We start from the raw sequence: 15334 nt of genomic DNA, 5'->3' as shown, positions 1-15334 counted from the left end.
TTGCGTATAAATCAATAGGTATAAGAGCGTCGTGATCTGCGGCGTTCGCATGAGTTTTCCCCTTACCTGCGGGTTAAATGCCGTAGGAAGCTTCACCCGTAGGTGAGGGGTTTGCAAGGAAATATCCATCAGGTGAAAGGAAGTCTTTTCTGATGTCTACTACTCGCGTGTTTTGTGCGCGCAGATCACGACTGCGTTCTATTATAGCGGCTCTGGTGGCCTCTGTGGTGGTGGGCGGTGCGCTTTTTGCTACTTCTACATTAGCCCCGCCTGCTTCTCAGGCGGCTGAGATGGGTCCTGGCTATGAGATTAAAGGGGCGGGCGGGCTTACTGTTGGTTGGCTTGCTGCTATTACACCGCCTGCTGGTACGGATCAAAAGTATCCGGCGTGGTGTATTCAGCTTGGTGTTCCTGCTCCTGATTCTTCTACTCCTGTCACAACTATTGCCACGCTTGCGGATTCTCACATGGGTGGGCCTGACCAGTTTGATGTGACAACTGCTCAAATGGCTTATCTTTTAGACAAGTATCAGATGATTGAAGAAGCTGATACTCGCGCGGCTCTTGCTTTTCTTATTCATATGAATTTTGAGGTCAACGCGGTCAACACTGTGCTTGTCGCCCTCAAACTCTTATACGAGCGCACACAAGAGCAGCAGCCCCAAGTCTTGACTTTAGCTGAGAAATTCGCGCGCGAAGCCCGCGCCTCTGCTGCCGTCTCCTACCAAAACGGCGAAGTAGAAGGCGATGGGCACCGCGAAGGCACAATCAAAAACATCGGCATCAAAAACGATGACGGCACATATGTAGCAGGTAAGCCTGTGACACTCACTTTATCTGGTCCTGCTGTATTTAAGGATACTGGCACAGACACGTGGAGCGGCACCCTGCAATCCACACCATTTGATTTAGAGTGGGTAGCCACCGGAAACGGTTCTGTAAATTACGTATTGAAATATAAGGTTCCTTACCGTCGTACGTTGACGAAGTATGGGATTGATGGCAAGGTTCAGGACACTCTTTCGTATGGTAACCGACCGGTAGACAGCGATCCTGAGGATGAGACGGTTTCTGGTGGTTCGTGGCGTGTGATTTTTGATTTTCAGCCGCGGGCGGTTTCGGATGTGGCGGGTAGTAAGGTTGTGGATGGGGTAAGTGTCAGTGATACTGTGACGGTTTCGGCTGATACTGCTTATGGTTCGGGTGAGTGGATGGTGTTGGATGGTGAGCCTGTTCCTGTGGTCTTTGAGGGCAGCGCATACCTTGTGGGCCAGACTTTACCGGAGCGGGGCGCGAGTGTCCCTGAGGGTGCGCGTCCGGTTGCTACGGCGAGTTTTACAGCTACGGGACCGGGCACGTATTCTGCTCGCGCGAGCGTGTCTGAGGATGTTTTTGGCGGGTTTGTTACCTGGGTGTGGCGCGTGGTGAAAAACAATCAGACTCACACTGTGACTGCGGGCGGTAAAACGTATCCTGTTTCACTGCTGGTTCATGCGGATTGGGCAGATGATTACGGTATTGACACAGAAACTACTTCGGTGCGTTATCCGTTGAGTGTGGATACCGCGATCAGTCAGAAGATCACAAAAAGCGGCACGTATTTGGTTGATGACGTGTTCGTGAGTGGCTTGCCGGATAATCACCCTGATTTTGCCGGTGGCGCAGGGTTTCAGGCAGATACCAAACAGCTCGATCAGGAATTGTTGTTTTTCCCCAAGGGTCTTGATGTTGTTGAAGCTAATCGTTCCAAAGCCGAGCTTATTGGGAAGGTGAGTATCCCCGCTAAAAACGGGTATTACCCTAGTGTTGGTTCCACTGTTTTTAAGACCAAGAACGGTAATCCTCAAGGCACATACGTGTTTGTTACCTCGTTTGCAGGAGATGACCGAGTAAAAGCGTTAAGCACAAGCGTGGAGGATACAAGCGAGCAGTACACGGTCCAAGCTCCTGACGTTCCTGTGCTGCACACCAGTGCGACGGACGGGGCCGATGGGGACAAAGAGCTTTCTCCTACGGGGCCGGTGATAATTAATGACCAGGTGTGCTACGAGAACCTCACTACCGGTAAAGAGTACGTGCTCACTGGCACGCTCATGGACAAAAGCACCGAGCAAGCAATCACGAACGAGGACGGCCAGATCCTGAGCGCGACACGCGCATTCACACCCCACGAGCCCTCCGGGTGCGAAACTGTGACCTTCACGGTGGACGGGGGCCTCCTTGCCGGGCGCACTACCGTGGTCTTTGAGCGGGCCACACACCAAGGACGCACCATAGCTGTTCACACCGACATCAACGACCAAGACCAAACCATCACAACCCCCAACCCGCCAACACCACCAGCAGAACCAACACCACCAGTAGAACCAACACCACCAACACCACCTACAGAACCTCCGCCACGATCACTCATGCCTCAACCATTAGCGCGAACAGGTAGCGATACCATTGGTTTTCTCAGGATGTCCACTTTGCTCTTGTGTGCAGGTTGCTGCTTCATCCTTTTACATGCACGCAAGGATTTACAGGCATGAGGTGACAAACACCATTTGTTCAAACTAGCGTCAGGTTTGCCCCAAAAGACTAATCCCGCTAGAGTAAACCCTGCTTACTCGTATACATGAGGAGCATAGCCGGCGCCACCTTAGCTCAGTCGGCAGAGCGATTCACTCGTAATGAATAGGTCGTGGGTTCGATTCCCACAGGTGGCTCGAATCGTTGATTTTCTGCGGAAAATCAACGGTCCGCACGGTCCTGCGGGGCCTTGTGCAACACAAGGATAGTCACATAATTAAAACCACTGCACCGCTATATGTTTCTTCCAGCTTATCGCGACTACACGGCGATAGGCAACTAGCAAAATCACTGGTATTCCGGGCTTCAATTTCCCCTAATGAACTAACCTTCTATATTGTTCCCCACCTTTCACGAGCCTACAGGCCAAAACACTCATCCCTCCCCCAACCTAAGGAACGGTGTCATGAGTGGCCGCCCTCACAAATGCACATTTGCCTCCCTCCCCCCTAAGGAACGGTGGCTTTCTTCGCCCGTTTGATCGTGTGAGTGGGTACTCCCCCTAAGGAACGGTGCGATTGTGCGTAGTGTGATGAGGTGTTGGCACCCCACTTCCCCATAAGGAACCAAACAAAACCAACGCCCTTTCGGATACCCACAAACGAATACCACCATGCCATACTGCCCAGCATCGGATCGCTCGCTCATGCCACACTAGAAGAATGCGAGCAATTATGACTGTTACAGGACTTGACCACACGGGAATTATCGCGGCCGTCGCCACGGGGCTGGCCCGTCAAGAAGCGAATATTCTCAACGTGTCCCAAACTTTAATGGGAAACTACTTCACAATGATTCTTCAGATCGAGTTCAATGAGGACAGTATTTCCTTGCCTGATTTGAATACTGCAATGGGTGAAATCGGACGTAATGAAGGACTGGAAATCCGTATCCAGTCGGAAGCAATTTTTGACGCAATGCATAGGCTTTAAGATCCGATCATGACTATGAATACCGCACAAAATATTCTTGAAACCATCCATATGATCGCGGAAGACCGTTTAGACATCCGCACAGTCACGATGGGTATTTCTTTACTTGACTGCGCTGATAGTGACAGCGAACGCGCACGACAACGTTGCTATGACCGCATTACTTCACGCGCAGCCCGCCTTGTTGAAGTTGCCTCAGAAATTGAAGCAGAGCTTGGCATACCGATCATTAATAAACGAATTTCAGTAACACCGATAGCACTGGTCGCTGCCGCATGCGGTGAAACAGATCTGACCTCATGGGCACAGATGCTTGATTCAGCCGGCAAAGCTGTAGGCGTAGACTTTATCGGAGGCTTTTCGGCTCTGGTCGATAAGGGGATGACTCCCGCCGACCGCGCCCTCATCAATTCGATTCCTCAGGCGCTTGCTGGAACTGACATTGTGTGCTCATCAGTCAACATTGGTTCATCTCGCGCTGGCATCAACATGGAAGCCGTTGCACGGATGGGTGAAATCATCGTTGAAACCGCTCAAACCAGTAAGGGTGGGCTTGGCGCAGCAAAACTTGTTGTTTTCGCCAATTCGGTTGGTGATAATCCTTTCATGGCGGGCGCTTTCCATGGTGTTGAGATGCCTGATTGCGTGGTTTCTGTGGGAGTTTCTGGCCCCGGTGTTATTAAACGTGCAATTGATGATGTCGCAGGCCGCCCTTTTGATGATGTCGCTGAAGCTGTGAAGAAGGCGGCTTTTAAGGTGACTCGAATGGGCGAGCTGGTGGGTCGCTTAGCTGCTCAACGTTTGGATGTGGAATTCGGAATCGTTGATCTTTCACTTGCACCTACAGCTGAGGTAGGCGATTCTGTGGCTCGTGCTTTAGAGGCAATGGGCCTTGAACGCGTAGGTGCTCACGGCACTACTGCCGCTCTTGCTTTACTGAATGATGCAGTCAAGAAGGGTGGATTAATGGCTTGTTCACGCGTAGGCGGGCTTTCTGGTTCTTTTATCCCCGTCTCAGAAGATGAAGGGATGATTGAGGCCGCTGCACTTGGCGCAATTTCTTTAGAAAAACTTGAAGCAATGACAGCTATTTGCTCGGTAGGTCTAGATATGGTTGCCGTACCTGGCGATACACCTGCTTCTTCTATTGCCGGAATGATTGCTGACGAAGCTGCAATTGGCGTGATGAATCACAAGACAACTGCTGTACGCATTATTCCTGCACCCGGCACTCACGAGGGCGACATGGTGGAGTTCGGCGGCTTGTTAGGTAAAGCACCGGTTATGGCCGTGAGTCCATATTCGAGCGAAGCTTTTATGAGGCGAGGTGGGATCATTCCTTCACCTGTACACGGTTTCCGAAATTGATACATTGAAGTGGCTGCGGGAGGATACATACTCATCTTCCTCCCGCAGGCAAGAAAAAGCAGTGGGGCCATTGTTGGGGATCACGCGTCAGTCTTCCCCTTCCCGCAAGCAGGAAAAGAGGCAGGCATTTTATACGGGCGCAGTGACAACCAACCCTTCCCCATATAACCAGATAACGGCAAGCCGATGACTAAGGTGACAGATCCAGTCAGAGCACTTCCCAGCATAACCAGACAAAGGACTCTGGGGCGCACTTAGAAAACCCGATAAGCTAGGAGGAAGGCTCGATTCAAACGAAGGAGTAGCCATGTCCCAGGCAGGTTTGCTGGCTGCACAGCAGAAAATGCATGATGCTGGTGTTCCGCAGGCAGCAATTGACGTTTTCACCCACTATTACGGGCAGTTGGAATCAGGTGTGACCGGTATGATTCCTGAAGACTCAATTGATCCCTACGTGAACCCGCCGATGCTAGATGAGCTGGACGTACCAGAGCACATTCAGCAGGAAGCAATCGCAAAAACCGCCATTATTAAACTCAATGGCGGCTTGGGAACTTCCATGGGACTGGACCGCGCAAAAACTCTGCTTGAAGTACGTGACGGGCTGAACTTCCTCGATCTAATCGCCAAACAAGTCCTGTCTATGCGGCAACGCTACAAGGCGGGCCTGCCTCTGCTATTCATGACTTCCTTCCGCACAGATACGGACACTGTGCAGTATTTGCAACGCTACCCGCAACTGGCTGTGGAAGGGCTTCCGCTCACTTTCCAGCAGAACCAAGAACCAAAGCTACGCGCCGATGACCTCACCCCTGTGCAATGGCCGCAGGATCCTTCGCTGGAGTGGTGTCCTCCTGGCCACGGGGACCTGTACACTGCACTTTTAGCTTCAGGTGTTCTGGATGCGCTCTTAACTGGCGGTTACCGTTATGCGTGTATCTCTAATGGGGACAATCTAGGAGCCGTACCAAATGCGCGTATTGCCGGCTGGTTCGCAAGTACGGGGGCTCCTTACGCTGCGGAAGTGTGTCGTCGCACCGTAAACGATAAGAAGGGCGGCCATTTAGCTGTGCGTAAGTCGGATGGTCAATTGATTTTGCGTGATACGGCGCAAACCCCGGACCAGGATATGCACTATTTCACTGACGAGTTCCGTCACCCGTTTTTCCATACGAATAATCTGTGGTTTGACTTGCAAGCGTTACGTGAACGCCTCGCTCAAGGCAATTCAGTGCTGGGGCTTCCTCTGATTCGCAACCAAAAAACCGTTGATCCGACGCGCTCAGATTCGCCAGCGGTTCTTCAAATTGAAACAGCTATGGGTGCGGCTATTGAGGTTTTCCCCGGTGCAACTGCTATTTGCGTGGATCGTTCCCGTTTCCTACCTGTGAAAACCACCAATGAATTACTTCTGTTGCGCTCTGATGTGTACGATTTGGATGAGCAAGGTCAGCTGGTAGCATGCGTTGAAACTACTCCGGAAGTCTCACTGAGCAGCGCATATAAGACCATTTCAGAATTTGATCGTCGTATTCCGCAGGCTCCTTCTTTACGTGAAGCGTCCTCATTCATTGTGAAGGGTGATTGGGAGTTCGGCGCTGAAGTTTCCATCCGAGGTAATGTCACTTTAGGTGAACAAGGTGGCATCGTCGAGCAGGGGCATGTTCTGCAAGGTGAGGGATAACGGATGCGAGTTGGGGACGGTAATCGTTACCGCCCCCCAATGCATTACTTACTGTCTGGATTCCTTAAAGATTCCCCTTTAGTCTGTGCACATCACACCATTTTCAGGGACTGTGCCGTTAGTAAAATACGATTCAACGGCTTGAGCAACGCAACGTGATCCTTTCGCGGAATACGCCGTATGATTCCACCCTTCCCAGCTCACGAGAACACCTGATTCTAGTTGCTGCGCTAATGATTGGGACATGACATACGGTGTCGCCGGATCATGCGTGGTTCCCACGACCACAATTGGAGCAGCCCCCGCTGCACGTACTTCATGGCGTTGCGCATGGGTTGTGGGCCATGCTTCCAAGCCTGCTGAAGCCCATCCAGCAAAAGGCCCCATGACTACAAGTTCTGATTTTAATTTTTCAGCCTCGGCAGCCCATTCTTCAATTGTTCCCACGGGCGTATAGTCCAAATTATTCACCGCATTTAAAGCATCCGATGAGGAGCCATCATATGAGCCATCTGTATGACGGTCGTTCAGTAGATCTGCAACAAACAGTAACGTTGTTCCGTCATTTTCCTGTAAAACTTGGGTCATTCCTTGTGTCAAAATGTCATAAGTATCCGTTGAGTACATCAACCCGATGATTGAAGTTAATGCAAGGTTCTGCGTTAAAGGACGGGCCGGATTTTGGGTGCTTACAGGGCTTTTTTCGAGGCGTTGCAGGAAGCGGGCCATCTGTTGCATGGCCTCATCTATATTTCCTTTCAAAGGGCATGCGGCGCTTGTCAAACAATCTTGCGCCCAGTGACGAATTGATTCCTCAAATCCTCGCATTTGCAGCGAGGATACAGTGTTGACATCAGCTGCAGGATCAACTGCTCCATCGAGGACGAAACGACCTACTTTATCGGCGAAATTATCAGCATATGTTGCTCCAAGGAATGTGCCGTAGGAGTAGCCAAGGTAGTTCAGTTTGTCTTGTTGTAGGAGGGCTCGAACCATGTCGAAATCTTTTGCAACAGAGACTGTATCAACGTATTTGTAAAGATTGCCTGAGTGTGTTTCGCAGCCTTTCGCATAATCGATTGCCTCTTGACGAGCCTTGCTTACGATTTGTTCAGGAGTTTTATCTGCGGAAGTATCTGCTGACGTGTCACCGGCGTTCTTTTTATCCCGTTCTTCATCTGTCAGACATTTCAGTGGTGTTGAATCTCCCACGCCGCGCGGGTCAAGGGCAACAATGTCGTATTTTTCTGTGAGTGCTTTGCCGAGGTTTTCTTCCACTTGGTTCGCAATGGAGCTAACTGCTGCACCGCCTGGTCCACCAAGGTTAAAAAATAAAGCTTCACCAGTTGAGTCTTTTGCTCTGTGAATAGCTAAGGCCAACTGCAGAGTTTCCCCTTCGGGTTCTTCCCAGTTCACAGGGGCTTGTACGCGCGCACATTCGTATTCTGATGGATTTTTAGGCTGCGGCAAGGTTTCTTTTGTAATTTTCTGTGGGTCACATACAGACCATTGCACAGGCTGTGAGTAGAAACTTTCAATACTCCCATCAAGTTTCGGTAGGTCGTGCGACGGGGTAGGCGTTGGGTGCACCGATGCAGAGTTCTCGTCATTCTGTGGCATATAAACAAGCAGAGTGTATGCGATTCCTGTGATGGCGCAGAACTGTATGGCGGCTATGCAGATCGCAATAATTGAGATGACTGCAGGCCATTTGGGAGCTTGATGATTCATACGTCTACCCTACCGGTTGATAAAAAAACGGGTGCTGTGATTTATTTCAGTCAGATAACGCGGGCACATACGGATATGGCTTGTATTTGTCAGTTTTCACTGGCTGGACGCAAAGCCATCATCATATCTTCCAAAAGTAACTGAGGTTGCACATTCGCAGTTAAGCGACGGCGAGCTACTTCAATTGCTGTAATAGCGTTCAGAGTATGACATGGTGTTGTGTGCTGAGCGTTCTGATGAACAAGATCCTCTAAATCCACGTTAATGAGGTCTTGTCCTGTCTTAAGCTGGATCATGAGCACGTCACGATATATGGCAAGTAAATCTACGAGGGCACGGTCTAAAGTGTCGTGTATTGCTCGGGTTGCGCGGCGTTTTTGTTCTTCTTCGAGTTCACGTAGTCGCGCACGGGTTTGCCTGTTGCGAGTATCTGATTCGTCAGCGCCTAGCTGACGTAGTAGTTCAGCCCGTTCAGCACTATTTCTTTCCTCCATGCGCGCACGGGTTTCTTCTTTTGCTACTGTTATTAGTTGTTCCGCAGCTAAAACAGCTTCACCCACTGAACGCACGTGTACAGGGGCTGTCACAATGTCGCGGCGGCGTTGGCGGGCTTGCGGATCACGCGCTAAAGCTCTGGCGAGTCCTATATGTGATTGTGCTGCGCGGGCGGCAGCTAAAGCAATTTCTGGTTCAATCTGATCTCGGCGGACAAGTAGGGAGGCAACCGCTGCAGCTGGGGGGATACGTAAACCAAGATGACGGCAGCGTGAACGAATGGTTGGCAGCATATCTTCCACACTGGGTGCGCAAAGAATCCACACTGTTCGTTCCGGTGGTTCTTCAATAGCTTTCAGGAGGACATTTGAGGTGTGTTCGCTCATGCGATCCGCGTCTTCAATGATGATGACACGCCAACGTCCTTGTGCGGGAGCCAGTTGCGCACGGCCAATCAGGTCGCGTATTTCAGCGACACGTAACTGGGTTCCTTCTGTTGAAACAAATTGCACATCCGCGTGGGAACGTCCCAGTGTTGTCTTACAGCCCGCACATTGGGCGCATCCTGCGTATTGACCGGCACATTGTAAAGCGGCAGCGAAAGCACGTGCAGCTACTGAGCGTCCTGATCCTGGGGGGCCGGTTATCAGCCATGAATGTGTCATTGATCGGGTATCCCCGGCAGGCGTAAGGTCATTTTCAAGAACACGTCGAGCCGCAACAGCAGCTTCCTGTAAGACAGTTACCGCGGCCTCTTGACCAACGAGCTCATCCCACACAGTCACAGTAACGCACCGCTCAGACCGCCCCATAAGGTCGCTTGGGCTTCACATGGTTGCTCGCTATGGTCAGGTGACAGGTCCGTGTCTCTTTCCTGGTGTTGAGTGGTCTTGTCACATTCAGGTGAAGAAAAACCTAATGACTGCGAGCGTTCATGCAGTACGCCACGAATTTCGCGGAATACCTCATCAGGTGTTCCCACTGCGTCTATAACAACGAAACGTTCAGCATTTTCGTCTGCGAGACGCAGGTATTGGTGGCGTACTCTTTCATGAAAATCCATTGATTCACGTTCAAGACGGTCCGGTGCTCCTGTACGACGACGAGCACCTACTTCTGGCGGTAAGTCAAGGAGGAAAGTGAGGTGAGGGACTAAACCGCATGTGGCCCACGTAGAAAGTGTGCGTATTTCATCGACTCCGAGGCTGCGGGCAGCACCTTGATATGCAATAGATGAATCAATATATCGGTCACCGAGGACAACGTCGCCTCGTTCTAAAGCAGGACGAATAACTGTAGCCACATGATAGGCGCGGTCTGCCGCGTACAGTAAAGCCTCAGTACGTGAATCGACATCTTCTGGACCGTTTTGCAATAGGTGGCGCAACTGCACCCCCAGTTCGGTTCCTCCGGGTTCACGGGTAACGATGACACGACGACCGTGTTCTTGACACCATTGTTGTACACGCGCAATCTGGGTGGTTTTACCTGCCCCGTCGCCACCTTCAAAGGTAATAAACAAGCCCTTATGTACCGAGCTGCCCGTCGTACTCACCATATTATTGTTCCGCTGAACCACCACAGCTACGGCACTCCTTTCTGATCTTGGCCTGTTGAATGAAAACTATGCGCTTGGGGAACGCCGCCGACTGGTTGTTTTTGTTGTCTTTTTGGCTGCCGTTTTCTTGGTCCCTGTTTTTGTTTGGCGGGCGCTACGTCGAGGAGCTGGACCTTTGGCACGTTTATCCGCCAAAAGCTCAAAAGCACGAGCCTGAGTAAGGTCCTCAACGGTTTCAGAACGCGGCACAGTCACATTGGTTACACCATCGGTCACATATGGACCGAAACGCCCATCTTTCACAACGACTTTCTTACCAGATACAGGGTCTTCACCAAATTCACGTAACGGAGGTTTAGCTGTCCCTCGTCCGCGCGTCTTTGGTTGCGCATAAATTTGTGAAGCTTCCTGCACAGTGATCGTAAGTAACAGATCTTCAGCGCTGAGTGTGCGTGAATCTTTTCCTTTTTTCAGGTATGGACCATAGGGACCATTATGTGCAGTAATCATTTCACCGTCTGCGGGGTCAACACCCACTTCACGTGGTAAAGACAATAATTTCAGCGCATCATCTAACGTCACAGTAGATAAAGACATGCTAGAGAAAAGCGAAGCTGTTCGCGGTTTCTCTGTGCTCTTTTTCTTTTTCGGTGTCCCCTCTGTATCTGATACTTGCGCCGGTTCAGGCAAAATTTCCGTCACATACGGTCCAAAACGACCATTTTTTGCTACGAGGACATGTCCCGTGCGCGGATCAACACCTAATTCACGGCCATCATCAGCAGCAAGACGGAATAGTTCGCTAATTTTCTCCTCATCGACTTCATCAGGGGCTAAAGTTTCAGGAACATTTGCTCGTGTCCCATCAGCTTTTTCCAAGTAGGGACCGTAACGCCCCACACGTAGGACCACACCTTCAGCTACCTCAATAGAATTCACTGCGCGGGCATCCACATCATCCCCCAGTGATTCCACTTGGAAACGCAAACCATCCGCGTCACCTTTTCCATCTGCGCCCAGATAGAACTGGCTCAGGAATACGCGACCGTCCTCTTGTCCCGCAGCAATACGGTCAAGATCTGCTTCCATACTTGCGGTGAAATCGTAATCTACAAGATTTGCGAGGTTTTCTTCTAAAAGTCGTGTCACTGAGAATGCAAGCCATGTGGGGATCAAATATTGCCCACGGTGAATAACATAGCCGCGGTCACCAATGGTTTGAATGGTGGCAGCATATGTTGACGGACGACCAATACCGAGTTCTTCCATCATTTTTACTAGGGTGGCTTCGGTATAGCGTCCAGGTGGCTGTGTCCGGTGTTCTTCCGCATTCGCCTGCGCGACATCCACACGATCGCCTTCAGATACATCTGGCAGGACTTTTTCAGCTTCTAAAGCCTGTTTCTCAGCATCATAACGTCCCTGATCGTGGCCCTCTTGATATGCCAAACGGAAACCAGGTGACGTAATCACCGTGCCCGAAGCCGAAGAAATCACATCATGACGGCCCTGCGCATCAGACACACCCGTTAGCACACGGATCTTGGCTGTGTAGCCCACAGCATCAGCCATCTGTGATGCCAATGTACGTTTCCAAATGAGGTCATATAACGCTAACTGCTGATTGGAAAGCTGTCCTGCCACCTGTTCAGGGGTACGAAAGTAATCACCAGCAGGACGTATTGCCTCATGCGCTTCTTGTGCGCCTTTTGCAACCTTCCCATATACCCGCGGTTCAGCAGCCACAGCACTTACACCATATAGTTCCTGCGCTTGCTGACGTGCCGCTGTAATCGCTTGGGCGGATAGGGCCGTTGAATCAGTACGCATGTACGTGATGTAACCCGATTCGTACAAAGACTGTGCTGTACGCATCGTAGAAGAAGCATTCCAATGCAGCTTACGTGAAGCTTCCTGCTGCAACGTAGATGTTGTAAAAGGAGCTGCCGGACGGCGACGGTACGGTTTCTGCGTCACGCTTTCCACAGCAGAAGAAGCAGAAGCTGACAGTAAATCAGCAAGACGCTGCGCATCTTCACGTGTGAGATGCACAGTTCCAGCTCGACCCGCTTTATCAGTAAGCTCACCGCGTTCAGTAAAATCTGAACCTGTAGCAACCGAATGAGAATCAATATGAGTGACTCGTGCGGCAAAAGATTCCCCACGCGAAACAATTACGGTGTCAATACCCCAGTATTCAGCCTCAATATGTGCAATACGGTCACGTTCACGATCAACCACTAGACGTGTAGCCACTGATTGAACACGTCCCGCCGACAAAGAAGGACGAATTTTACGCCACAGTAAAGGTGAAACCTCATAACCGTAGAGTCGATCAAGGATACGTCGCGTTTCTTGTGCGTCCACTAAGGAAGTATCAACATCACGAGTCGCATGTAAAGCACGTTCAATAGCTTCACGTGTGATTTCGTGGAAAACCATCCGTTTAACGGGAACTTTCGGCTTAAGCACCTCCAGTAAGTGCCATGCGATCGCTTCCCCTTCACGGTCCTCATCAGTAGCCAGATACAGTTCATCAGCTTCTTTAAGTAAGCGCTTCAGCTCAGTCACTTTTTTCTTTTTATCAGCGGTAACCGTGTAATAGGGCTTAAACCCGCCATCCACATCAACAGCGAAACGACCAAAAGGCCCTTTTTTCATCTCTGTCGGTAAATCTTTTGGCTGCGGTAAATCACGTATATGACCAATAGAGGCCGTGACATGGAAATCAGGACCCAGATATCCCTCAATCGTGGATGCCTTTGCTGGGGATTCCACGATAACCAGTTTTGAGGCGCCCATAGCCGTCCCACCACTTCCGATTCTCTGAACCTTTTCCTGAATTCCACCCTCTGACGCTGCGCATAAGAAAGTGTCACTATTGACGATACATTGTTATACCCACATCTGCGTACTGCCTCATTACGGTGTGTGATGTGATTAATTCACATATTTCCTCTTTCGCTCACCCACCAGCATGAGGATTCCCCACAAAAAAGCACATACACGCAGTTCAGCACCACAAACAGCACATTTCATTTTCATTCTGCTTCATTTTGTGACATACACACACCTGCAATCACCTTCACACAAATTCCCGCATACCCCACTACCTCAACTTTTTGCCACACGTGATACACATGAGACTTTCACAACTGCACACCTTCAGCTATATCCACTATTCCCGCACGTATCAGAGACGGCAACATCGGCATCACATACTCACGTACCTGCGCCACATCCTCATCCAGTAACACAGATAAAGCCACAAGGATTTGCCCTACACTCATTTCCCCTTCACTGGCCCCCACCAGCGCACTTAAAGCTGTGCTCACAGGGAAAGCCCTGCCCATTCCACCGCTTTGCCGAAGTACCAATGCTTGAGGTTCAGCCTGACCAGGCACAAAATGCCGTTCCTCTGTCACATCCGCACGGCGTACCAAGGTAAGATCTTCCAGATTTCCCAGATTCTCCGCAAAACGCAGAGCAGCCAACGCGCATTCCACATCATGGCCCGCAGGAATACGCCCCTCATTGACAGTGTCATATATGTGAACTGATTCCATGCCCACAGGGGTCGGCACACACGCGACAAAACCCATCCCAATAGCCTGAACGTGCGCCGAATGGAAATCTGCAAGCCACGCCGCGTAGGTTTTTTCATATTCACAGTGCTCACGTCTGGCTGCACTATCACGCATCCACAATTCAACATATTGCGCAGGATCCAACACATCACGTTGCACCACCCACGCATCTAAAGGCACTCCTTGACACCAACTGGCTAGGCGCGCAGGCCAGCCGTGATACGGGTCATTAGATTCCACGTCGTCACCGTCATTGATTTCCCAATTCGCGAGTATTTGCAAAACACCCTGCGGCCTCAAATAATCAGGAGCTTCACGTAGGACACATCCGATAATGTCATCCCGCTGCATTCCACCATCTCGGTATTCGAGTGTCCCCTGCGAACGCAACGTGTGCGGCGTGATAACAAATGGTGGGTTAGAAACAATAAGGTCAAATTTTTCACCCTGCACTGGCTCATACAAGGACCCGCACCGCACATCCAATTCAACATTATTTAATGCGGCATTAAAACGTGTTATTGCACAGGCGCGTTCAGACAGATCCGTTGCGACGACATGGCGAGTATGCGTTGTCAGGTAGAGCGCTTGAATACCGCAGCCGCAGCCTAAATCGAGGGCTTTTTCTTGAGGATTCCGTATCGTCATTGTCAGTAATGAGGTTGTGGCACCGCCTATTCCCATCACATGATCGGGGTGAACACTACGGCCTGTGACAGCTTGAGGAAGGTCAGATATCACCCACCAGTTATATGCGCGCACAGTATCTGGCTCTGACCCAGCGGGCATACCCTGTGCGCCCTGCGTTTCGTGCGCACTGCGTGTCCCATACTCATCGTGCTCACTATGCGCTAATTCCCCGTCCGTCGCACTATCGTTTTGAGCGTTTTCTTGCTGCACAGACGTATCTTCTTGACCTGCAGACATATCCCCTACAACTGCGTAGTGGGGACGCATATCGAAACATGCACGATATGTTCCTGCATGGTCGCTGGTAATCAAACCAAGTTTTAACGCGCCAAGGTATCCGAGCCTTGGCAGTGCGCACTCAATATTTTCAGCACTTTCGCTGCTACCCAGCATAAAAAGACGAGTTAACACCGCGGCAGCATCATGTTGATCGGCAAGGCGCATAAGTCCGGGTACTCGTTGTTCACGCGCTAAAGCAGCACTCGCTTGCGGGCCAAGGAGCGTTTCAACGCTCTGTGCTGTCCATACGGCTGAGCGTAAATCTGTTCGCAAGTCCTTCAACGCTACAGCCGAAGCCGATGGAACAGGATATGAAGGCGATGTCTCTGCTGTACTTGTACTCGTCATAGTCCAAGCCTATGCGCATTTTCGTAGCTGCGTAGGCACGGATAACATATGCTGCGAGGATGAGCCGCACATGTCAGTATTTCCCCTC

Annotated in this window: 9 protein-coding genes and 1 tRNA gene; 5 read left to right on the top strand and 5 right to left on the bottom strand. The window is 50.7% G+C overall.

What is annotated here, in order from left to right; translation table 11 throughout:
* Window positions 1-152 precede the first annotated feature (152 nt).
* From LRP57_RS00445 to LRP57_RS00425, 5 genes are all read left to right on the top strand, one after another.
* A complete protein-coding gene (locus LRP57_RS00445; protein ID WP_231203984.1) occupies window positions 153-2534 on the top strand; it encodes a VaFE repeat-containing surface-anchored protein in 2382 nt (793 codons plus the stop codon).
* A 104-nt stretch (window positions 2535-2638) separates the two neighbouring features.
* Window positions 2639-2711, top strand: a tRNA-Thr gene (locus tag LRP57_RS00440).
* A 525-nt stretch (window positions 2712-3236) separates the two neighbouring features.
* Window positions 3237-3506 carry an ACT domain-containing protein gene (locus LRP57_RS00435; RefSeq protein ID WP_231203982.1) on the top strand — a complete coding sequence of 90 codons (270 nt, stop codon included), beginning with the start codon at window positions 3237-3239 and terminating at the stop codon, window positions 3504-3506.
* 9 nt (window positions 3507-3515) lie between these two features.
* Window positions 3516-4874, top strand: a complete 1359-nt coding sequence (locus LRP57_RS00430; RefSeq protein WP_231203980.1) for a PFL family protein — start codon at window positions 3516-3518, stop codon at window positions 4872-4874.
* 307 nt (window positions 4875-5181) lie between these two features.
* Complete coding sequence (locus LRP57_RS00425) at window positions 5182-6558, top strand: UTP--glucose-1-phosphate uridylyltransferase (protein ID WP_231203978.1); 1377 nt, start codon at window positions 5182-5184, stop codon at window positions 6556-6558.
* Between the two features lie 78 nt (window positions 6559-6636).
* Here LRP57_RS00425 and LRP57_RS00420 read toward each other — a convergent pair whose 3' ends face one another.
* The 5 genes from LRP57_RS00420 to LRP57_RS00400 all read right to left on the bottom strand — a co-directional run bounded on the left by LRP57_RS00420 (window position 6637) and on the right by LRP57_RS00400 (window position 15246).
* The gene (locus LRP57_RS00420) at window positions 6637-8289 is read right to left on the bottom strand and encodes an alpha/beta hydrolase (protein ID WP_231203976.1); all 1653 of its coding nucleotides are present in this window, start codon (window positions 8287-8289) and stop codon (window positions 6637-6639) included.
* A gap of 89 nt (window positions 8290-8378) precedes the next feature.
* Window positions 8379-9596: a DNA polymerase III subunit delta' gene (locus LRP57_RS00415; protein WP_231203974.1), complete on the bottom strand. Its 1218-nt coding sequence runs from the start codon at window positions 9594-9596 to the stop codon at window positions 8379-8381.
* Complete coding sequence (gene tmk / locus LRP57_RS00410) at window positions 9566-10339, bottom strand: dTMP kinase (RefSeq protein ID WP_331274725.1); 774 nt, start codon at window positions 10337-10339, stop codon at window positions 9566-9568. The genes LRP57_RS00415 and tmk overlap by 31 nt, the downstream gene beginning before the upstream one ends.
* A gap of 69 nt (window positions 10340-10408) precedes the next feature.
* Window positions 10409-13144, bottom strand: a complete 2736-nt coding sequence (topA, locus tag LRP57_RS00405; RefSeq protein WP_231203970.1) for a type I DNA topoisomerase — start codon at window positions 13142-13144, stop codon at window positions 10409-10411.
* A gap of 347 nt (window positions 13145-13491) precedes the next feature.
* Window positions 13492-15246, bottom strand: a complete 1755-nt coding sequence (locus tag LRP57_RS00400; RefSeq protein WP_231203968.1) for a DUF7059 domain-containing protein — start codon at window positions 15244-15246, stop codon at window positions 13492-13494.
* Between the last annotated feature and the right edge of the window lie 88 nt (window positions 15247-15334).

Origin of the sequence: Schaalia sp. lx-260, from assembly GCF_021083645.1 — a bacterium.
GTDB lineage: Bacteria > Actinomycetota > Actinomycetes > Actinomycetales > Actinomycetaceae > Pauljensenia.
Note: the sequence above shows the minus strand (reverse complement) of the source record. Positions and strands in the feature narration are given on the sequence as shown.

What these genes read in the sequence shown, in the direction of transcription:
- LRP57_RS00445 (WP_231203984.1), top strand. Translation starts at nt 153, where the DNA reads ATGTCTACTACTCGCGTGTTTTGTGCGCGCAGATCACGACTGCGTTCT.
- LRP57_RS00435 (WP_231203982.1), top strand. Translation starts at nt 3,237, where the DNA reads ATGCGAGCAATTATGACTGTTACAGGACTTGACCACACGGGAATTATC.
- LRP57_RS00430 (WP_231203980.1), top strand. Translation starts at nt 3,516, where the DNA reads ATGACTATGAATACCGCACAAAATATTCTTGAAACCATCCATATGATC.
- LRP57_RS00425 (WP_231203978.1), top strand. Translation starts at nt 5,182, where the DNA reads ATGTCCCAGGCAGGTTTGCTGGCTGCACAGCAGAAAATGCATGATGCT.
- LRP57_RS00420 (WP_231203976.1), bottom strand. Translation starts at nt 8,289, where the DNA reads ATGAATCATCAAGCTCCCAAATGGCCTGCAGTCATCTCAATTATTGCG.
- LRP57_RS00415 (WP_231203974.1), bottom strand. Translation starts at nt 9,596, where the DNA reads ATGGGGCGGTCTGAGCGGTGCGTTACTGTGACTGTGTGGGATGAGCTC.
- topA (WP_231203970.1), bottom strand. Translation starts at nt 13,144, where the DNA reads ATGGGCGCCTCAAAACTGGTTATCGTGGAATCCCCAGCAAAGGCATCC.
- LRP57_RS00400 (WP_231203968.1), bottom strand. Translation starts at nt 15,246, where the DNA reads ATGACGAGTACAAGTACAGCAGAGACATCGCCTTCATATCCTGTTCCA.